General features: G+C 73.7%; 18 protein-coding genes. 2 read left to right on the top strand and 16 right to left on the bottom strand.

All coding sequences use genetic code 11. The annotated features are described in order from the left end of the window. Nucleotides 1-68: 68 nt before the first annotated feature. The gene (locus WIS52_RS28335; RefSeq protein ID WP_349301461.1) at nucleotides 69-695 is read left to right on the top strand and encodes a TetR/AcrR family transcriptional regulator; all 627 of its coding nucleotides are present in this window, start codon (nucleotides 69-71) and stop codon (nucleotides 693-695) included. On the opposite strand, the gene WIS52_RS28330 is transcribed toward WIS52_RS28335, so the two are convergent. The 10 genes from WIS52_RS28330 to cobF form a co-directional block, all read right to left on the bottom strand. Then, complete coding sequence (locus WIS52_RS28330; protein WP_349301460.1) at nucleotides 661-1,983, bottom strand: MFS transporter; 1,323 nt, start codon at nucleotides 1,981-1,983, stop codon at nucleotides 661-663. The two genes, WIS52_RS28335 and WIS52_RS28330, sit on opposite strands and share 35 nt — an antisense overlap. Before the next feature lie 72 nt (nucleotides 1,984-2,055). Beyond that, a complete protein-coding gene (locus WIS52_RS28325) occupies nucleotides 2,056-2,547 on the bottom strand; it encodes a (2Fe-2S)-binding protein (RefSeq protein ID WP_349301459.1) in 492 nt (163 codons plus the stop codon). Next, nucleotides 2,544-3,380: an FAD binding domain-containing protein gene (locus WIS52_RS28320; protein ID WP_349301458.1), complete on the bottom strand. Its 837-nt coding sequence runs from the start codon at nucleotides 3,378-3,380 to the stop codon at nucleotides 2,544-2,546. Before WIS52_RS28320 ends, WIS52_RS28325 begins: the two co-directional genes overlap by 4 nt. Next, on the bottom strand, nucleotides 3,377-5,695 hold the full coding sequence (locus WIS52_RS28315; protein ID WP_349301457.1) for a xanthine dehydrogenase family protein molybdopterin-binding subunit: 2,319 nt from the start codon (nucleotides 5,693-5,695) through the stop codon (nucleotides 3,377-3,379). Before WIS52_RS28315 ends, WIS52_RS28320 begins: the two co-directional genes overlap by 4 nt. 61 nt (nucleotides 5,696-5,756) lie before the next feature. After that, nucleotides 5,757-6,566 carry an enoyl-CoA hydratase/isomerase family protein gene (locus WIS52_RS28310; protein WP_349301456.1) on the bottom strand — a complete coding sequence of 270 codons (810 nt, stop codon included), beginning with the start codon at nucleotides 6,564-6,566 and terminating at the stop codon, nucleotides 5,757-5,759. Then, nucleotides 6,563-7,357: a cyclase family protein gene (locus WIS52_RS28305; protein WP_349301455.1), complete on the bottom strand. Its 795-nt coding sequence runs from the start codon at nucleotides 7,355-7,357 to the stop codon at nucleotides 6,563-6,565. Before WIS52_RS28305 ends, WIS52_RS28310 begins: the two co-directional genes overlap by 4 nt. Nucleotides 7,358-7,534: 177 nt before the next feature. Beyond that, nucleotides 7,535-8,584, bottom strand: a complete 1,050-nt coding sequence (locus WIS52_RS28300) for a LacI family DNA-binding transcriptional regulator (protein ID WP_349301454.1) — start codon at nucleotides 8,582-8,584, stop codon at nucleotides 7,535-7,537. Nucleotides 8,585-8,632: 48 nt separating this feature from the next. Next, nucleotides 8,633-9,616 carry an SDR family NAD(P)-dependent oxidoreductase gene (locus WIS52_RS28295; protein ID WP_349301453.1) on the bottom strand — a complete coding sequence of 328 codons (984 nt, stop codon included), beginning with the start codon at nucleotides 9,614-9,616 and terminating at the stop codon, nucleotides 8,633-8,635. Between the two features lie 43 nt (nucleotides 9,617-9,659). Then, nucleotides 9,660-10,151 (bottom strand): SRPBCC family protein, encoded by a 492-nt coding sequence (locus WIS52_RS28290; protein ID WP_349301452.1) that lies wholly within the window; start codon nucleotides 10,149-10,151, stop codon nucleotides 9,660-9,662. A gap of 7 nt (nucleotides 10,152-10,158) precedes the next feature. After that, nucleotides 10,159-10,971, bottom strand: coding sequence for a precorrin-6A synthase (deacetylating) (cobF, locus tag WIS52_RS28285; protein WP_349301451.1), 813 nt, complete (start codon nucleotides 10,969-10,971; stop codon nucleotides 10,159-10,161). Nucleotides 10,972-11,147: 176 nt separating this feature from the next. On the opposite strand from cobF, the gene WIS52_RS28280 reads away from it, so the two are divergent. Next, a complete protein-coding gene (locus WIS52_RS28280; protein ID WP_349301450.1) occupies nucleotides 11,148-12,317 on the top strand; it encodes a glycosyltransferase family 4 protein in 1,170 nt (389 codons plus the stop codon). A gap of 55 nt (nucleotides 12,318-12,372) precedes the next feature. Here WIS52_RS28280 and pdxS read toward each other — a convergent pair whose 3' ends face one another. The 6 genes from pdxS to WIS52_RS28250 form a co-directional block, all read right to left on the bottom strand. Continuing rightward, nucleotides 12,373-13,287, bottom strand: a complete 915-nt coding sequence (pdxS, locus tag WIS52_RS28275; RefSeq protein ID WP_349301449.1) for a pyridoxal 5'-phosphate synthase lyase subunit PdxS — start codon at nucleotides 13,285-13,287, stop codon at nucleotides 12,373-12,375. 98 nt (nucleotides 13,288-13,385) lie between these two features. Continuing rightward, on the bottom strand, nucleotides 13,386-14,606 hold the full coding sequence (locus WIS52_RS28270; RefSeq protein ID WP_349301448.1) for a pyridoxal phosphate-dependent aminotransferase: 1,221 nt from the start codon (nucleotides 14,604-14,606) through the stop codon (nucleotides 13,386-13,388). 85 nt (nucleotides 14,607-14,691) lie between these two features. Beyond that, on the bottom strand, nucleotides 14,692-15,822 hold the full coding sequence (locus tag WIS52_RS28265) for a glycerate kinase (RefSeq protein WP_349301447.1): 1,131 nt from the start codon (nucleotides 15,820-15,822) through the stop codon (nucleotides 14,692-14,694). A 5-nt stretch (nucleotides 15,823-15,827) separates the two neighbouring features. Next, complete coding sequence (gene gcl, locus WIS52_RS28260; protein WP_349301446.1) at nucleotides 15,828-17,594, bottom strand: glyoxylate carboligase; 1,767 nt, start codon at nucleotides 17,592-17,594, stop codon at nucleotides 15,828-15,830. Nucleotides 17,595-17,628: 34 nt separating this feature from the next. Next, entirely contained in the window at nucleotides 17,629-18,588 is a 960-nt protein-coding gene (locus tag WIS52_RS28255; protein WP_349301445.1) for a 2-hydroxy-3-oxopropionate reductase, read from the bottom strand. Beyond that, nucleotides 18,542-19,351 carry a hydroxypyruvate isomerase family protein gene (locus tag WIS52_RS28250; protein ID WP_349301444.1) on the bottom strand — a complete coding sequence of 270 codons (810 nt, stop codon included), beginning with the start codon at nucleotides 19,349-19,351 and terminating at the stop codon, nucleotides 18,542-18,544. The genes WIS52_RS28255 and WIS52_RS28250 overlap by 47 nt, the downstream gene beginning before the upstream one ends. Nucleotides 19,352-19,363 lie beyond the last annotated feature (12 nt).

Raw genomic sequence — 19,363 nt, 5'->3', positions numbered from 1 at the left:
TGCGCCGCTCGGCGGGCGCTACGGTCCGTCCGTCCGATCACCCGCCCGCACCCGGAGGAGCCGATCCCGTGTCCGCCGACCACGGCATCCCGCCCGCCCGCTCCGGTGACGCCACCCGGCGCGCGCTGCTGGCCGCGGCCGGCGACCTGTTCACCGAGCACGGCTACGACCGCACCTCGGTGCGGGCGATCGCGGAGCGGGCCGGGGTGAACCAGACACTGCTGTTCCGTTACTTCGGCAGCAAGGACGCGCTGTACGCCCGGGTGGCCGCGGAGCGGGCACTGGCGGTACTCCACGGCGGCCCGCCGGAGGAGCTGCTCGAGCGCACCCTGCGGTCCATCCTGGACGGTCCCCGGTCCGGGCCGGAGCACGACCTGTTCGGGTCGATCGTGCGATCCGCCGGGACCTCCGAGGCGGCGGCCGCGGTGCGGGCCGAGCTGGCGGGGGCCTTCACCGCCGCGTTCGCGGCGCAGGCCGGCGGGGCCGCCGACGAGCGGGACGCCGCCCTGCGGGCGGAACTGCTGCTGTCCTGGTTGCTGGGGTTGAGCCTGCTGCACCCGTTGCTGCCGGGCGGTGAGACGGCCCGCGCCCGGACCGACGACGTGATCGGGCACGTCGGGCGGGGGGCGCGGGCACTGCTGGACGGTTCCGGGCCCCCGCTCAGCGAAGCTCCCGGCCCTGCGTCTCCGGGCTGAGCAGCGTCGTGACCAGGCCGATGGCGACCAGCACCATCGTATAGACCCCGAACACCCACACCAGGTCCTTGCTCGCGAGCCAGGTCAGGATGTACGGCGCCGTCCCGCCGAAGATCGCCACGGCGAAGGAGTACGGGACACCGATACCCGAGGCCCGCACCTCGGTCGGGAAGAGCTCGGCGAAGTAGGCCGGCATGATCCCGACGAACGCGCCGAGGAAGAACAGCGCCACGCACATGATCGCGAAGAGCCGCAGGGCCGAACCGTCGAGCGCGGCGAGCAACGGCAGCGTCAGCACCAGGAACGCGATCGAGTAGGCGATGAAGATCGGGCGCCGACCGAACCGGTCCGAGAGCATTCCCCACAGCGGCAGGGTGATCATGAAGACGGCGTTGGCGGCGACCGTCGCCCACAGCGCGCCGGTGGCGGGCACGCCCTGGCTGGTGATGGCGAAGCCGGAGATCCCGATCGCCCAGGTGTAGTAGACGACAGTGCTGGCGAGGCTGAAACCGAGGATGCGCAGGAGGCTGATCCGGTTGCGGCGCAGGCCGTCGAACAGGTCCCGGGCGGTGCGCCGCTGTGGCCCCGCGCCGCCGGTGTCGTCCTGCGCGGTGAACGCCTCGGTCTCCGGCAGGGTGGCCCGCAGGTACAGCGCGGCGAGCCCGAGCAGCCCGCCAAACAGGAACGGGATCCGCCACGCCCAGTCCCGCAGGGTGTCCTCGCCGAACAGGCTGCTCGACGCGGCGCCGATGAGCGAGGCGAGCACGATCCCGGCGGTGACGGAGACGTAGAGGCTGGTGGACCAGAGCCCGCGCCGGGCACGTGGCGCGATCTCGGCGATGTAGGTGTAGGCGGCCGCGATCTCGCCACCGTGTGCGAGCCCCTGCGCCAGGCGCGCGACGACGAGGATCACCGCCGCCCAGACACCGATCATCGCGTGCGTCGGCGCGAGGCCGATCACGAGGCTGCCGGCGGCCATGAGCAGCATCGAGGCGGTCATCGAGAAGCGCCGCCCGTGGCGGTCGGCGAGCCAGCCGAACGCGAACCCTCCGATGGGCCGCATGACGAACCCGACGGCGAACACCGCGAGCGTCGCCAGCAGCGCGCCGGTCGGGGTGTCGTCGACGAAGAACTGCGCGGCGAAGAACGGCGCGAAGATCGCGTAGACGCTCCAGTCGTACCACTCGAGGGTGTTGCCGATGCCCGCACCGAACAGGGTGCGGAACTTCCGGGGTGGCGCGTCGTCCGATGTGGTGGACGGCGCGGGGGGCGGGATCGGAACGGACATGGGTCCTCCTTCGGGCAGGCCGGGTCGCCGCCGCGGGCAGTGGTCCTCGCGGCGGTCGCACGGCGGATCGGGTCAGTCGTGCCCGGACACGGGGGCGCCGACGGATCGGACGGCGCGGACGGCGCGGACGGCGTTGACGTAGCCGGTGCAGCGGCAGAGGTTGCCGCTCAGGGCGTCGCGGATCGCCGCGTCGTCCGGGTGCGGGTCACGGTCGAGCAGCGCGGCCGCCGAGAGGATCATCCCCGGCAGGCAGAAACCGCACTGGAAGGCGTACTCCTGCATGAACGCCCGGCGCAGCGGTGCGACCCACCGGCCGCTCCCGTCGCCGGCCAGCGTGCCGACGGTGGTGCCGTCGGCGCGGGCGGCCGGGACCAGACAGGTCTTGAGGTGTGTCCCGTCCACGACGGCGGTGCAGGTGCCGCAGTCGCCGTTGCGGCAGCCGGCCCGTACGGCGGTGCTGCCGAGCCGGTCGCGCAGGACGTCGACGAGGGTCTCGTCGTCGTCGACTCCGGTGTCGGTGGTGATCCCGTCCACGGTGAGCCGGATGCTGCGGGAGGTCGTCACGGGTGCTCCTCGGCGACGGCCGCCAGCGCGCGGGCGGCGAGGGTCGGGGCCACGCTCCGGCGGTAGGCCCAGCCCGCCCGGAGATCGCTCCAGTGCTGCTCGGGCGGTAGCCGGGCGAGGCGGTCGGCGACGACGTCGCCGATCCGGTCGGGCGGGGTCGGCGGCAGCCGCAGCGGGGTGACGGCCACTCCCCCGAGCACGACGGTCGCGCCGGGCGCGGCCGTGGCGAGGGCGGCGGCCGTGACGACCGGCCAGGACGACTCCGCGAACTTCAGCTTCGCGTAGCCGCACCGTCGCGGCGCCGGACCGACGGGGATCCGGACCGCCTCGACCAGCTCGTCCGCGGCGAGGTCGGTGCGCCCGGCACCGGTCAGGAACTCCTCGACCGGCACGATCCTGGTTCCGCGCACCGACCGGACCACCACCCGCGCCCCGAGCGCCACGGCGGTGGCCGGCGCGTCGGACTGCGGCCGCGCGGCGCACAGCGCGCCGGCGACGGTGGCCTGGTTGCGGATCTGGATCCCGCCGGTGATCCCGCCCGCCACCCGGTGCAGCAGCGGGACCCGCTCGGCGAGCGCGGGCGAGTCGAGGATCCGCTGGTAGGTGACGGTCGCGCCGATCTCCACGTACCCGTCGTGCAGCACGACGGTGTCGAGGCCGGCCCGGTGCAGGTCGACGAGCACGGTGGGGGTGAGCTCGCCACGCTGCAGGGCCGGGACGGCGAGGGTTCCGCCGCTGATCACCAGCGGGGTCCCGCCCCCGGTGACGGTCTCGGCGAGCTGCTCCGCCGCCGCGGCCGGGTCCGGGGGCAGCACCGTGCGGTACGGGCTCATCGCACGTCCCCGTCCGGGTGCAGCAGCGCGAGGACGGTCGGTGGGTCGAGCGGCACGGTGGTGACGGGCGATCCGCCGAGCCGGCCGACGGCGTCGTCGACGGCGTTGGCGATCGCGGCGAGCGCACCGCCGACCCCGGCCTCGCCCGCGCCCTTCGCACCGAGCAGGGTGTACGGCGCGGGGGTCTCGTGGTGTCCGAGCACGAACTCGGGCAGATCGTTGGCCCGCGGCACGAGGTACTCCTTGAACGAGCGGGTGGCGGGAGCGCCGGCGTCGTCGGTGCGGCTCGCCTCGGACAGGGCGAGCCCGGCCCCCATCGCGAGCGCCCCGTGCAGCTGGCCCTCCACGAGGACGGGGTCGACCACCCGGCCGCAGTCGTGCACTGCGGTGAGCGCGTCGAGCCGGACCGCGCCGGTGCCGGCGTCCACGGTGACCCGGGCGCGGTAGGCGGCGCTGGAGAAGTAGGGGTAGCTGTAGCGGTAGCCGGGATCCTCGGGCGGCTCCGGGCGGTAGCTGCGGGTGCAGGCGGGCACACCGCCGGTGCGGCGGTGCAGCTCGGCGAGCGTGATCTGCTGCCCCTCGGGTCCGGCGACCGCGCCCGCGCCGAGGACGAGCTCGTCGGTGTCGGCGCCGAGCAGTTCCGCCGCTGCGGCCCGCACCGCCGTGGCGAGCCCGCGGGCGGCGAGCACGACGGCGGGGCCCCCGACCGCGATCGCGCGGCTGCTGGCGTTCCCGGTGCCCGGCGGGCAGCGGTCGGTGTCGCCCTGGACGACGGTGACGGCGTCTCGGGTGGTGCCCAGCTCGTCCGCGGCGAGCCGGGCGAGCGCGGTCTCGTTGCCGCTGCCCGGGCTGGTCGTGCCGGTCCGCACCTCGAACCGGCCGTCGGCGGTGAGCGCGACGGCCGCGGACTCCGGTGCCGCCGACGTCGTCGGCACCCCCGGTCCGGACCGCGCAGCAGCGTGGCCGCCGCCCTCCGGCGTCACCTCCACGGCGATCCCGGTGCCGACGAACCGGCCGGTCCCGGCGTCGTCGCGGGCACCGTCGTCGTCCGCCCCGGCCACGCGGTCCAGCAGCGCGGGGAGATCCGCACTGTCGATCAGGAATCCGGCCGGTGTGCGGTACGGCAGCTGCGCGGGGCGCACCAGGTTCCGCCGCCGCACCTCGGCCGGGTCGAGGCCGAGCCGGCGGCCGACGAGGTCCATCGTCCGTTCCATGACGAAGATCGGCGCCTCCTTGCCGAAGCCCCGGCAGGAGTGCCACGGCGGCACGTGGGTCGCGACAACCCGGGAGTGCACGTCGACGTGCGCGACGTCGTAGGCGGTGGGGAACGAGGCGGCGCTGACCCAGCCCTGCCGCCACCCCGGCGACACCGACTCGGCACCCACCGGGACGACCATGTCGTCGCGCAGGGCGTGCACCCGGCCGGTGGCGTCGAAGCCGACCTGCAGCCGGTGGACCTGCTCGCGGCCACCGCCGAGGAAGCACTCCTCCCGGCTCTCGATCCACTTCACCGGCCGCCCACAGAGCCTGCTCGCCAGGCACACCAGCGGTTCCTCGACCTGGCCGGTCATCTTCGCCCCGAACGCCCCGCCGACGTGCGGCACGACGACCCGGACGTCGGCCTCGGCGAGGCCGAGGATCTCGGCGAGCTCGGCGCGCAGCTGGAAGGGCTGCTGGTGCGATGCCTGCACGGTCAGCCGCCCGGCCCGGTCCCAGGACGCGAGGTAGCCGCGCGGCTCGATCGGGGCGGTCGTGCTGCGCGCCACGGAGAAGGTGAGATCGAGGCGGTGCTCGGCGCGCGCGAGGGCCGCGGCCGCGTCGCCCGCGGTGACGTGGTGGGACGCGATGACGTGCCGCTCCAGCTCCGGGGCCAGCGGGTCCCGCCCGAGGAACGGACCGGCGTCGAGCAGCGCCGGCAGGTCGTCGTACCCGACCGTGACCGCCGCGGCGCCCCGCCGGGCGGCGCGCGCGGTCTCGGCGACGACGACGGCGACCGGCTCCCCGACGTAGCGCACCCGCTCGACCGGCAACGCCTCCAGGCTGCTCCGCCGCCCGCCGATCAGTTCGGGCTCGCCGAACTGGTAGGGCATCGGCCGCAGGTGCAGCCGGGCCTCGCGGCCGTCGACGACGCGGAGCACGCCGTCGACGGCCTTCGCCGCGACGGCGTCGATCCCGGTGATCCGGGCGTGCGGCCGGGTGCTGCGGACGACCGCCAGGTGGGCCAGTCCCTCGGGGCGCAGGTCGTCGATGAAGGTCGCCCTGCCCTCGACGAAGGATTCGGCGTCGGTACGGGGCCACCGGCTCGAGCTGGTCATCGCTCTCCTCGTCGAGCAGCGGGGTGGTGGGCCGGGCGCCCGGTACGGGCGCCCGGTGAGGTCAGGACGTCTTCATCCGGGCGATGCCCTCGAGCGCGAGGCCGTAGCCGAGCAGCCCGTGCAGCCGCGCGCGCAGGTCCTCGGTCAGCACCGTGCGGGTGTAGCGGCGGACCAGCCGGGGCTGCTGCATGAGCAGCCCCGCGAGCTCCCGTGCCCGGGGCAGCAGGTCCGCACGGGGCAGTACCTCGTTGACCAGGCCGATCGAGCGGGCCTCCTCGGCGGGCAGCTGCTGGCCGGTGAGCAGGAAGTAGCGCCCGCGGTTGGCGCCCATCAGCAGCGGCATGACGATGTGCATGCCGTCGCCGGGCACCATGCCGCCCGGGAAGTGCGCCGTGTCCTGGAAGAAGGTGTCGTCGCTGGCCAGCACGATGTCGGAGACGAGCGGGATCTCGGCGTGCCGGACGGCCGGCCCGTTGATCGCCGCGATGACCGGGGCCTCGATCGCCAGCAGGTTGGGCAGCAGGTGCTTGCCCTCCCAGTAGATCGGGTCGTAGGTCTCCGGCGTCATGATCCGCCGGTTCGGGTGCTTGCCGGGCTCGATCGCGGGCCCGCTGAACTCCTCGCCGGTGCCGGTGAGGATGACGACGTCGTTCTCCCGGTCGCGGCCGATCTCACGGAAGGCGTCCTCGAGTTCGTGGTGGGCCAGCAGGCTCCACTGCAGCGGTCCGCCGTCGGTGTGCAGGTGCACCTCGAGGACCCCGCCGGTGCGTTCGAGACGGACGGTCTTGTAGCGGTCCCGGTAGGAGTCGAAGGTGGTCGGCTCGCGCTCGAGGTGGGTCATCGGGTGGTCGGTCATCGGCTGCTCGGTCATCGGGGCCCTCCGTCGGCGTCGTCGTCCAGGATCGCCACCGCCCGGGTCCATCCGGCGGACGCCGCGTGGATCTTGACCGGGAAGCAGGCGATGGTGAATCCGTGCGGGGGAAGCTCGTCGAGGTGGCGCAGCTTCTCGATCTGGCAGTACTCGGTGTGCCGGCCGGCCTTGTGCCCCTCCCAGATGATCGAGGCGTCGCGGTCGCGGGCGTAGCGCTGCGCGACGTAGGCGTACGGGGCGTCCCAGCTCCAGGCGTCGGTGCCGACGACCCGTACCCCCTGCGCGCACAGGTGCAGGGTCGCGTCCCGGCCCACCCCGCAGCCGCTCTGCGGGTATGCCTCGGTGCCGAACCGCGCGCCGGCACTGGTGTTGACCACGACGATGTCGAGCGGGCGCAGCGTGTACCCGATGCGGTCCAGCTCCCGGTCGATGTCGCCGGGGGTGACGACGTAGCCGTCCGCCAGGTGCCGGAAGTCGAGCTTCACGCCCGGGCGCAGGAACCAGTCGAGCGGCATCTCGTCGATGGTGCGGGGACGGCTGCCGTCCTCCATCACCGACGCGTAGTGCCAGGGAGCGTCGACGTGGGTCCCGTTGTGGGTGGACAGGTGCACGGTCTCCAGCGCGAACGCCTCGGAGTTCGGGAGCTCGTCGGCCTGCAGGCCCTCGTAACGGCGCTGCAGCATGGGGACGGTGTCCTGGTGCGACGTGTAGTCGATCCGGAACTCGTAGCCGGGCGGGTCGGCCGGCACTCCGTTCTCCAGCGACATCGAGATGTCGATGTAGCGGGTCACCTCTGTCCTCCTCGACGTTGATCGCGGTGGGGCGCGGCGTCGCGGAGGGGGCGGGTGCACCGTCCGGCCGCGCGATCACCGGTGACGCAGAAGCTACGGCGCGTGCAACGAACGGGTCAAACGTTTGATATCAACCGTCGGATCCTGCTCCTACCGGGACGGACCGCTACCAGGGCGTCACAGCCGGTCCTGTCCGGCGGGTACCGCCGACGTCGAGTCCCGGACGACCAGCCTTGGCGGTTCCGGGACGACGACCCGGCGCGGCCGTCCGCCGTCGATGAGGTCGAGCACGAGATCCACGGCCTCGGCGCCCAGCCGCTCGGTGGGCAGGCCGACCGCGCTCAGCCGGGGCAGCAGGTAGTCCGCGAGCGCGTCGTTGTGCAGGGACAGCACCGACATCTCCCCCGGCACCGCCACGCCGGCGGTGTGCATGCCCGCCAGCATCCCGACCGCCATCGGGAACGTGCCGGCGATGACGGCCGTCGGTGCCGGAGTGCGGTCCAGCGCACGCCGGGCGCCCTCGAAACCCGCCCGGTGGTCGCGCCCGGCCATCTCCACCGTGGACGCCTCGACACCCAGCCGGCGGCACTCCTCGCCGAAGCCGCGCCGCCGCCGGACCATGGTGTCCAATGTGGACGGTCCGAAGACCCCGCAGATCCTGCGGTGACCGAGCTGCACGAGGTGCCGGACCGCGAGGACCGCGGCGTCGGCGTCCTGCAGCACGACGCTCGCGGCGACCCCGCGCACCTGCCTGTTGACCACCACCACCGACTGCGGGACCCGGTCGACCAGCCGCCGCAACTCCCGGTCCTCGATCCGCCCGGACGCCACCAGCAGGCCGTCCACCCGGCCGTGCATGAGCATGCCGCTGACCGTCTCGTGCGGGTCGCCCGCCGCGTGCGTGCCCAGCACGATGCCGTAGCCACGCTCGTTCGCCCGCTCCTCGACCCCGTGCGCGATCGACGAGTAGACGGGGCTGGAGAAGCCGGGCAGGAGCAGGCCGAGGGTCATCGTCCGGGCGTTGCGCAGGCCACGCGCCGCGGCGTTGGCCCGGTAGCCGACCTCCTGTGCCGCGCGGACGATCCGGTCGCGGGTCTCGGCGGACGCGAAGCCCCGCGGGTCGTCACGCAGCACCCGCGACACCAGGCTGCTGTCGACCCCCGCGATGGCCGCGACGTCGGCCAGCGTCGGACGGCGGCGTGAGGTGCGGGTCGGCGGGTCGGTCACGCGCGACATCCTCGCAGCCCGGCCGCCGGGCGAACGGTCGCGGACGGATCAGGGCCCGGCGGTCAGCCGGTCGACCTCGGCGCGGAAGTGCTCCCGCTGCGCGGCGGTCTCCGTCGTCCGGGACAGGTAGTGCGCGGGCCGCGCCGACCGGTCGTGCCAGAACCGCCCGGTCCCCACCGCCGACGCCGGTGCGGCGGCGAGCCACACCGCGGTGTCCGCGCCCTGCGCCGGGGTGCGCAGCACCGGGCCGACGACCTTGTCGAACAGCGGCAGCGACCCGGTGACCCCCGGGGTCGCGGCCCACCCGGGGTGCAGCGCGTGCACGGTGATGTTCCGCGGGGCCAGCTCGTCGGCCAGCAGCCCTGTCATCACGACCTGCATCCGCTTGGTGCGCGCGTAGGCCGCGGTGCCGCCGTAGTCGCCGGTGGTGAACTGCAGGTCGTCGTCGCGCAGCCGCTGGGCGTACATGCCCCCGGAGGACATGATGACCACCCGCGAGTCGTGTCCGGAGCGTTCGGCACCCACGGCGAGCGGGTCGGCGAGCAGCCGGGTCAGCAGCAGCGGGCCCAGCACGTGCACCGCCAGGGTCAGCTCGTTGCCCTCCGAGGTCTCGGACCGGGCGTCGGGCAGCAGTCCCGCGTTGTGCACCAGGACGTCCAGCGCGGGGACCTCGGCGGCGAACCGGGCGGCGAACGCGCGTACCTCGGCCAGCTCGCCGATGTCGCACACCTGGATCGGCAGCCGCTCGGGCGACAGCCCGGGCACCGCCTCGACGATCCGGTCCCGCGACGCCTCGCCCTTGTCCCGGGAGCGGACCAGCAGGTGCACGGTCGCGCCGAGCCGCACCAGCCCGGTGGCGATGGCCTCGCCGATGCCGCCACCGGCCCCGGTGACCAGCGCCGTCCGCCCGGTGAGCGCGCCGCGTGGCGGGTCGGCGCGCTCCCCGGTCCAGCCACGCCGGCGGATCAGGTAGCCGATCCTCGAGTAGCCAGGGACCACGGCCCGGTCCAGCGCGGTGTCGATCAGGCTCATCACCGGTCGATCCGACCACACCCGGTGCCGGTCCGCCCGCCGATCACTGCTGCGGTGGTGTGCACCGCTGCCGGACGGCCGCGAGGTTGCGCTCCATCGCCGCCCGCCACTCCTCGAGCCGCCCCGCGACGATCCGCTCCTCCTTGTCCGGCCACAGCGCGACCGCCTCGGTGATCCCGGAGGGACCGGGGCCGAGGCGGGCCCACTGCCGGAGCCGGGTGCCGTCGCCGTCCGGGACGAGCTCGAACCGCCAGACCGCCGCCGGGCCGCCCTCCTGCTCGGGTTCGACGGTCCACTCGAACACCCGCTCCGGCTCCCAGCCGGTCACCACGGACTCGGTGCTCCAGTCCCCGCGCTGCGGGTGGTGGTGCTCGGCCCGGATCCGGGCGCCGGGCCCGGGTGCCCCGACCCACTCGGCCCGCTGCATCTCGGTGGAGACCGCGGCCAGGAGGTCCAGGTCGGTGACCAGCGGCCACACCTGGCGTGGCCGGGCCGGGACCAGGCAGGCCGCCTCGGTCGTCGGTTCGTCGGCCACCCGCACGTCAGCGCTCGCCCGCGCCGCGTCGCAGCAGGTAGGTGTCCATGATCCAGCCCTTGCGCTCGCGCGCTGCCCCCCGCACCGCGACGATCTCGTCGGCGACCTCGTCGAGCGGGCCCGCGACGAGCAGCTCGTCCGGGGTTCCGAGGTAGGCGCCCCAGTAGACGTGCAGCTCGGCGCGCTGTGCGGCGGGCAGCGTCGCGAAGGCGGTGCGCCCGTCGAGCATGACGACGACGTCGTCGACGTCGTCCGGGATGCCCTCCGCGATCCGGCGCCCGGTCGTGATCAGCACCGGCCGGCCGACCCGGTTGAGGATCAGCCGGTGCGCGGCGGCGAGCGCGGACACGCTGGAGATGCCGGGGATCGACTCCACCGACCACGCCCCGGGCACGCCGTCGAGCACCCGGTCCAGCAGGCGCAGCGTGCCGTCGTAGAGCGACGGGTCGCCCCAGACCAGGAAGGCGCCCGTCTGCCCGTCCCCGAGCTCCGAGGTCAGCATCTCCCGGTAGAGCGCGGCGCGCCGGTCCTGCCAGTCGACGACGACGTCGCGGTACGCGGCCGGATCGCGTTCCACCCCGGGTCCGCGGTCCCGGTCCACCTCCGGGGCGACGACCAGCCGGTAGCCGGCGTCCGGCCGGTGCCGGGCGAGGATCTCGGCCCGCAGCGCCCGCAGGTCGTCCTTCTCGTCCCCCTTGTCGGCGGCGAGCCCCTTGTCGACGACGAACACGACGTCGGCCCGTTCCAGGGCGCGCACCGCCTGCAGCGTGAGGTGCTCCGGGTCGCCGGCCCCGATCCCGATGACCAGCACGGTAGGCATCCCGTGACCGTAATGGACGCCGACGTTCCGGCGCGGAAGTCCCCCGACCGGCCGCCGCTCGGGCAGACCGTCGCCCGATGCGCGCAGTCCCACGACGCGTCACGACGGTGTCGCAATCTGTAGGGTCGTGGGCTCCCCCTCCAACCCCTCCACCGCCCCCGGGAGGCCGAATCACCGTGAAGATCGGACACCTCGTCGAGTCCCTGGATCCCCACGGCGTCGCCGCCGCGCTCGTCGATCTGTCGGCGGCCGGTCGCGCGGCGGGCATCGACCTCGTCGTGGTCGCGCTGGCGCCGTCCGGCCACCCCGGGATCGCCGCCGCGCTCGAGCGCTCGGGCGCGACCTCGGTCGAGCTGAACGTCGCGCCCTGGGACCCGCGTGCGATACCGAAGGTCGTCGAGGTGCTGCGGTCGGCCGGTGTCGAGCTGGTGCACAGCCACGGCCCGCGTCCGGACGTCGTCGCCTCGGCCGCCGCGGCCCGGCTGCGGATCCCGGCGATCTCCACCCTGCACCGGGTCCACGATCAGCCCGCGGACCGCGCCGACCGGCTGCGCCGCACGGCGAAGACGCTGGCCCGCAAGCGGTTCATGACCCGCACGATCGCGACGTCGGTACTGCAGCGCGACTGGTACCACCGGGTCGCCGGGTCCACCGAGGGCCTGTCGGTGATCCCGGACGGCGCCGCGGACCCCGGCGTCGCGACACCGGAGGAGATCGCCCGGTTCCGGCAGGGCCTCGGGGTGGGAAGCGACGACGTCGTCGCCGTCTCGGTCGCGCCGATGCGTCGCGGGCAGGGCCAGGACATGCTGCTCGACGCGGTCGCCGAGCTCCCCGAGGACGAGCCGGTGACGGTGGTGCTCGGCGGCGACGGCCCGCTGCGGCCGTGGCTGGAGTCCCGGGTGTCCGGCGACGACGCGCTGTCCGGCCGGGTCGTGTTCCGGCGTCGCGCCGATCCGGTGGAGCTGCTGCGCGGCGCGGACGTCCAGCTGCACACCACCCGGCACGACACGATGCCGCGACCGCTGATCCTCGGTCAGGGCACCGGGACCCCGGCGGTGGCGACCCGGGTCGGCGGGATCCCGGAGATCGTCACCCGGGACACCGGGGCGCTGACGGCGGTCTCGTCGAGCCGCATCGCCGACGAGCTCGCCCGGATGGTGCGTGACCCCGACCTACGGCGGCGTCGCGGCGCTGCGGCCCGCCGGCGGTTCCTGGAGCGGTTCGAGGCCGGGGTGTGGGCGGCACAGCTGGGAGAGGTCTACCGCAGCGCCCTGCGCTACTCCGATGCTCCGGCACCGGCCGAGTTGGACACCCCCGAGCCGGCAGCGCCCGCCGGGTCGGTCTGATCCGGTCCGCTCACACGGGGTCTGTCCGAGCGGTGCGCGACCGACGCCAGGGTAATCAGCCGCGCGAGGCGTAGCGCTGGTCCTCCGGGATGTCGCCGATGTTGATCCCGACCATCGCCTCACCAAGGCCGCGGGAGACCTTCGCGATCATGTCGGGGTCGTCGTGGAAGGTCGTCGCCTTCACGATCGCCGACGCGCGCTGGGCCGGATCACCGGACTTGAAGATCCCGGAACCGACGAACACGCCCTCGGCGCCGAGCTGCATCATCATCGCCGCGTCGGCCGGGGTGGCGATCCCGCCTGCGGTGAACAGCACGACCGGCAGCTTCTGAGTGCGCGCGACCTCGGCGACCAGCTCGACCGGGGCGCGCAGCTCCTTGGCCGCGATGTAGAGCTCGGCGGCGTCGAGCGAGGCGAGCCGGCCGATCTCGGTGCGGATCGAGCGCATGTGCCGGGTGGCCTCGACGACGTTGCCGGTGCCGGCCTCACCCTTGGAGCGGATCATCGCCGCGCCCTCGGAGATCCGGCGCAGCGCCTCGCCCAGGTTCGTCGCGCCACAGACGAAGGGCACGGTGTAGGCCCACTTGTCGATGTGGTGCGCCTCGTCCGCGGGGGTGAGGACCTCGGACTCGTCGATGTAGTCGACGCCGAGCGACTGGATGACCTGGGCCTCGACGAAGTGCCCGATCCGGGCCTTGGCCATCACCGGGATGGACACGGCCTCGACGATCCCGGCGATCATGTCGGGGTCGGACATGCGGGCGACGCCGCCGTTCGCGCGGATGTCGGCCGGGACGCGCTCGAGGGCCATCACGGCGACGGCACCGGCGTCCTCGGCGATCTTCGCCTGCTCCGGGGTGACGACGTCCATGATCACGCCGCCCTTGAGCATCTCGGCCATGCCGCGCTTGACCCGCGCGGAGCCGTGCTGCGGACCGTCCGGTCCACCTGCGTTTCTGCTCGCCGTCATGTCGATCGCCCTCGTCTCTGCTCGGAGGGCTTCCGGATCTGTTCGGAGGGCTTCCGGAGTGCGGGCCGGATCCGGCGTCCGCATCCGTGACGCCGATGTCATGATCCGGTCGAGAGCAGGTCGCGGATCCGGCCGAGACCCTCGTGGAGCTGGTCGTCACCCAGCGCGTAGGACAGCCGGAGATGGCCCGGCGCACCGAACGCCTCGCCGGGGACGACGGCGACCTCCGCATGGTCGAGGAGCGCCTCCGCCAGGTCGGCGCTGGTGTCGATCCGCCGTCCGCACAGGTCACGGCCGAGGATCCCGTGCACGGAGGCGAAGACGTAGAACGCGCCCCGAGGCGTCGGGCAGTGCACCCCCTCGATCGAGTTCAGCGCCTCGCAGGCGACGTGACGACGGCGGTCGAAGGCCGTCAGCATGTCGCGCAGTCCGTCACCGGGGCCGGTGAGGGCCGCGACGGCCGCCCGCTGAGCGACGTTGTTGACGTTCGAGCTCAGGTGCGACTGCAGCCGGGTGGCCGCGGCCACCACGTCCCGTGGCCCGTGCAGCCACCCCACCCGCCACCCGGTCATGGCGTAGGTCTTCGCCACGCCGTTGACCACGATGCAGGTGTCCCGAAGGGCGGGCACCACGTCCGGCATCGACACGTGTCGGGTGTCGTCGTACACCAGATGCTCGTAGATCTCGTCGGCGATCACCCAGAGCCCGCTGTCGGACGCCCACCGGCCGATCGCCTCGACCAGCGGTTCCGGTGCGACCGCCCCGGTCGGATTGGACGGGGAGCACCACAGCAGCGCACGGGTCCGCCCGGTCCTGGCGGCCTCGAGCGAGTCGGGGGTCGGCAGGTAGCCGTCGTCGGCGCTCGCCGGGACCGGCACCGGGATGCCCCCGGCCAGGCGGACGGCCTCGGGATAGGTGGTCCAGAACGGAGCCGGGACGAGCACCTCGTCCCCGGGATCGACGACGGTCGCCAGTGCCTGGTAGACCGCCTGCTTGCCACCGTTGGTGATCAGCACGTCGGAGCCCTCGACCCATGACCCGCGGCGACCGGCGACAGCAGCGCGCAGTTCCGGCAGCCCCGCGGCCGGGGTGTAACGGTGGTTCTCCGGCTCGGCGCACGCGGCGGCTGCCGCCTCGACGACGAACCGCGGGGTCGGGAAGTCCGGCTCGCCGGCTCCGAAACCGATCACGGATCGCCCCGCGGCGCGCAGGGCCTTGGCCCGTGCGTCGACGGCCAGCGTGGCGGACGGTGTCAGCGCGCCGACCCGCGCGGAGATGCGGTCGCGCGGGGGCGCCGAGGTGGCGGCCACCGGGGTCATGGTCGATCCTCCGTCGTCGGATGTGTGGTCACGTGGGTACCCGGTGGCCGCGGCGGTGCGGGGGGCCACCACGGCCACCGGGTGGTCAGCGCGACGGCCAGGTCGCGGCGATCCGCTCGCCGATCCGTTCCAGCAGCGGCCCGGGCTTGTCCAGACAGACCTGCAGGTCGCTCTCGATGTCGGACAGCACGTGGGTCGCGACGATCCCGGCGGCCTGCAGCGCGTCGACGGTGAGGTCGCAGCGACCGGCGACCGCCAGGACCGGCACCGACGCCGCCCGGGCTCGCGCGGCGACGCCGGCGACCGCCTTGCCCCGCAGCGTCTGGTCGTCGAGGGCGCCCTCGCCGGTGACGACGAGTCGTACCTCCTGGATCGCCGAGTCGAACCCGACCATGTCGAGGACGACGTCGATCCCGGACTGCGACCGGGCGTCGAGCGCGGCCATCGCCCCGAACCCGACTCCGCCCGCCGCACCCGCGCCCGGCTGGTGGCGCCATACCGCTCCGGTGGCCCGCTCGACGAGGTCGGCCCAGCGGGCCAGGCCATGGTCGAGCAGGGCGATCTGCTCGGAGTCCGCACCCTTCTGCGGACCGTAGACGGCCGCTGCCCCCGACGGTCCGAGCAACGGGTTGTCGACGTCGGAGGCGAGGACGATGCGGGCGCCCTGCACCGCGCTCGTCACACCGCGCAGGTCGACCTCGCCGAGACGGCTCAGCGCGACGCCAGCCCGCCGATCCCACGGAGTGCCGTCGTCGAGGGTGTACCGCGCGCCGAGGGCCTCGAGGAGGCCGGCGCCACCATCGGTGCAGGCGCTGCCGCCCAGACCGAGGAGCACGGTGTGGCACCCGGCCTCGAGCGCCGCCCGGACCACCAGCCCGGTGCCGTAGCTCGAGGCTCGCAGGGGCTCGAGCCGACCGCCGGGCAGGCGGGTCAGGCCCGAGGCCTCGGCGAGTTCGACGACGGCGACCCCGTCACTCACGGCGTAGACCGTCTCGACGGGAGCTCCAGTGGGGCCGACGGTGCTGACCGGGACGGGCCGGTACCCCGCCGCCTGCGCGGCGGCGCGGAACCCGTCGCCACCGTCGGCGACCGGCAGTTGCAATGTGGTCGCCGACGGTGACACCCGTGCGATGCCGGTCGCGAGGTGGTACGCCACGTCCGGCGCGGACATGCTCCCCTTGAACTTGTCCGGCGCCAGCAGAACCGTCCCGGCCACCGGTGTCAGTCCAGCCCGATCGGCTGGTGCGCGGCGCCCTCGTGCTCGGAAATCTCCTCGAACTCCACGATCCCGTCGAGCTCGAGCCCCATGGCGATGTTGGTGACGCGCTCGAGCACGATCTCCACCACCACCGGGACCCGGAACTCGGCCATGAGCTTGGCCGCCTCCTCGAACGCGTCGCCGATCGCGCCCGGCTCGCGCACACGCAGCGCCTTGCAGCCGAGTCCCTCGGCGACCTTGACGTGGTCGACGCCGTACCCCTCGACCTCCGGGGAGTTGACGTTGTCGAAGGCCAGGTCGACCTGGAAGTCCATGTTGAAGGCCCGCTGCGCCTGGCGGATCAGTCCCAGGTAGGAGTTGTTCACGAGCACGTGGATGTAGGGCAGGTTGAACTGTGCCCCGACCGCCAGCTCCTCGATCATGAACTGGAAGTCGTAGTCACCCGACAGCGCGACGACGGTGGAGTCCGGGTCGGCGGCCCGGACACCGAGCGCGGCCGGGACGGTCCAGCCCAGCGGTCCCGCCTGGCCGCAGTTGATCCAGTGCCGCGGCGCGTGGACGTGCAGGAACTGACCGCCCGCGATCTGTGACAGACCGATCGTGGAGACGTAGCGGACGTCGCGCCCGAAGGCGGAGTTCATCTCCTGGTAGACCCGCTGCGGCTTGATCGGCACGTTGTCGAAGTCCGACCTGCGGTGCATCGTGCGCTTGCGGTCACCGCACTCGCCGACCCAGACCGAGCGGTCCGGCAGCGCGTCCCGGCGCTCCTGGGCGACCTCGATCAGCCGCTCCAGCATGGCGCCGGCATCGGACACCACGCCGTAGTCCGGGGCGAACACCCGGCCGATCTGGGTGGGCTCGATGTCGACGTGCACGAAGGTGCGGCCGCGGGTGTAGGTCTCCAGCCCACCGGTGTGCCGGTTGGCCCACCGGTTGCCGATCCCCAGCACGAAGTCCGACGCCAGCACGGTCGCGTTGCCGTAGCGGTGCGCGGTCTGCAGGCCGGCCATGCCCGCCATCAGGCGGTGGTCGTCGGGGATGGTGCCCCAGCCCATCAGGGTCGGGACGACCGGCACGTCGAGCAGCTCGGCGAGCTCGACGAGCTTGTCGGAGGCGTCGGCGTTCACGATGCCGCCACCGGCGACGATGATCGGGCGCTCCGCCGTGGCCAGCATGTCGAGCACTTTCGCCGCCTGCGCCCGGGTGGCCAGCGGCTTGTACACCGGCAGCGGCTCGTAGGTCTCGATGTCGAACTCGATCTCGGCGAGCTGGACGTCGAGCGGCAGGTCGATGAGCACCGGGCCGGGACGCGCGGAGCGCATCAGGTGGAAGGCCTGCTGGAAGGTGCCCGGGACCTGCGCAGCCTCCATCACGGTGGTCGCGGCCTTGGTCACCGGCGTGGCGATCGAGGCGATGTCGACCGCCTGGAAGTCCTCCTTGTGCAGCTTGGCCACCGGCGCCTGGCCGGTGATACAGAGGATCGGGATCGAGTCGGCCCAGGCCGAGTACAGGCCGGTGATCATGTCGGTGCCTGCCGGGCCGGACGTGCCGATGCAGACACCGATGTTGCCGGCCTCGGCCCGGGTGTAGCCCTCGGCCATGTGGGACGCGCCCTCGACGTGCCGGGCGAGGATGTGACCGATGCCGCCGTGGTCACGCATGGCGGAGTAGAAGGGGTTGATGGCTGCCCCGGGCAGGCCGAACGCCTGGGTGGCGCCCTCCTTCTCCAGGATGAGGACGGCGGCGTCGACCGCACGCATACGTGCCATGACTGTCTCCTCGAGATGACGTGCTGCGGGACGATCAGGAACGGCCGGAGAGCTCCGCGATGAGGAGCATCAGGGCCGAGTGGTCGAGCGAGCCGTGTCCCCGGGCGCGCAGAGTGCCCATCAACTGTGCGGCGGTGGAGCCGAGCGGGATCGCGACGCCGGCCTCACGGGCGGCGCTGGTCACGATGCCCAGGTCCTTGTGGTGCAGGTCGACCCGGAAACCGGGGGCGAACTCGCGCGCGAGCATGCCCGTCGCCTTGCGGTCGAGGATGCGGTTGCCCGCGAGCCCGCCGGCCAGGACCTGGACCGCGGCCTCGCCGTCGACCCCGTGGGCCTCGACGAAGTTCAGCGCCTCGGCCACCAGGCCGATGGTCCCCGCGACGATCAGCTGGTTGGCGGCCTTCACCGTCTGCCCGGCACCGGCCGGCCCGACGTGGACGACGGTCGACCCGACCGCGTCGAGCACCGGGCGAGCGGCCTCGACGTCCGCCTCGGCTCCGCCGACCATGATCGACAGAGCGGCCTCGATCGCGCCCGCCTCGCCACCGGAGACCGGGGCGTCGACGGCGCGGACGCCCTTCTCCCCCGCCGCCTCGGCCAGCCGCACCGCGACGTCCGGGCGGATGGTGCTGGCGTCGACCCACAGCGCGCCGGACCGGGCGTGCGCCAGCACGCCGTCCTCGCCGAGCAGGACGGCCTCGACGTCGGGCGAGTCGGGCAGCATGGTCAGCACGACGTCGGCGGCCGAGACGGCCTCGGCCACGTCCGCCGCGCCCCGGCCACCCTGGCCGACCAGGGCCTCGACCTTGGCGGCGCTGCGGTTGTAGCCGATCACGTCGTAGCCGGCCTTGACCAGGTTCACGGCCATGGGGGCGCCCATGATGCCGAGCCCGATGACGGCGACGGTGGTTCCGTTGGTGCTCATGTGTCGGTTCTCCTCGGGGTGCTCAGGCGGCGCGGTACTCGCGGGGCAGCCAGGCGAACGGGTCGTCACCGACGGCCTTGTGCTCCAGGGCGACGTGGCCCCGGTAGCCGGCCGCGACGAGGTGGTCCAGCCACTCGGTCAGGGGCAGGTCGCCGGTCCCGGGCTCGCCGCGGCCGGGCGAGTCGGCGATCTGCACGTGGCCGGCCCGGCCGATGTGTGCGTCGATCACGGTCGGGACGTCGTCCCCGTTGACCGCGAGGTGGTAGAAGTCGACCAGCAGCTTCACCTCACCGGCCGCCGGGTCCAGCCGGTCCAGCACCGCGACGGCGTCGGCGGCGGTCTTGATCGGGTAGGCGTCCATCCCGCTGACCGGCTCGAGCAGCACGGTGCCGCCGATACGGCCGAGCTCGCGGGCGGCGAGCTCCAGGTGGGCCAGGGCGAGCTCGTCCTGCTTCTCCGGGGCGAGGCCGTCGATCCGGTTGCCGTAGAGCGCGTTGAACGCCCGGCAGCCGAGCCGCTCGGCGATCCCTGCGACGACGGGCAGGTTGTCCGCGAACTCGGCCTCACGGCCCACCCACGAGACCAGGCCGCGGTCGCCGCCGGGCATGTCGCCGGCGAACAGGTTGAGGCCGATGAGCTGCACGCCCGCGTCCTGTACCGCTCCGACGAAGGCGTCCACGTCGGCATCGGCCGGCACGGCCTCGGCGAAGGGCCACCAGAACTCCACCGCGCCGAACCCGGCGGCCTTCGCGGCGGCCGGACGCTCCAGCAGGGGCAGATCGGTGAACAGGATCGAGCAGTTGACGGCAGGGGTGTACCCGGAAGGAGCCATGAGGGGTCCCGC

It is taken from the genome of Pseudonocardia nematodicida (assembly GCF_040105385.1).
GTDB lineage: Bacteria > Actinomycetota > Actinomycetes > Mycobacteriales > Pseudonocardiaceae > Pseudonocardia > Pseudonocardia nematodicida.
Note: the sequence above shows the minus strand (reverse complement) of the source record. Positions and strands in the feature narration are given on the sequence as shown.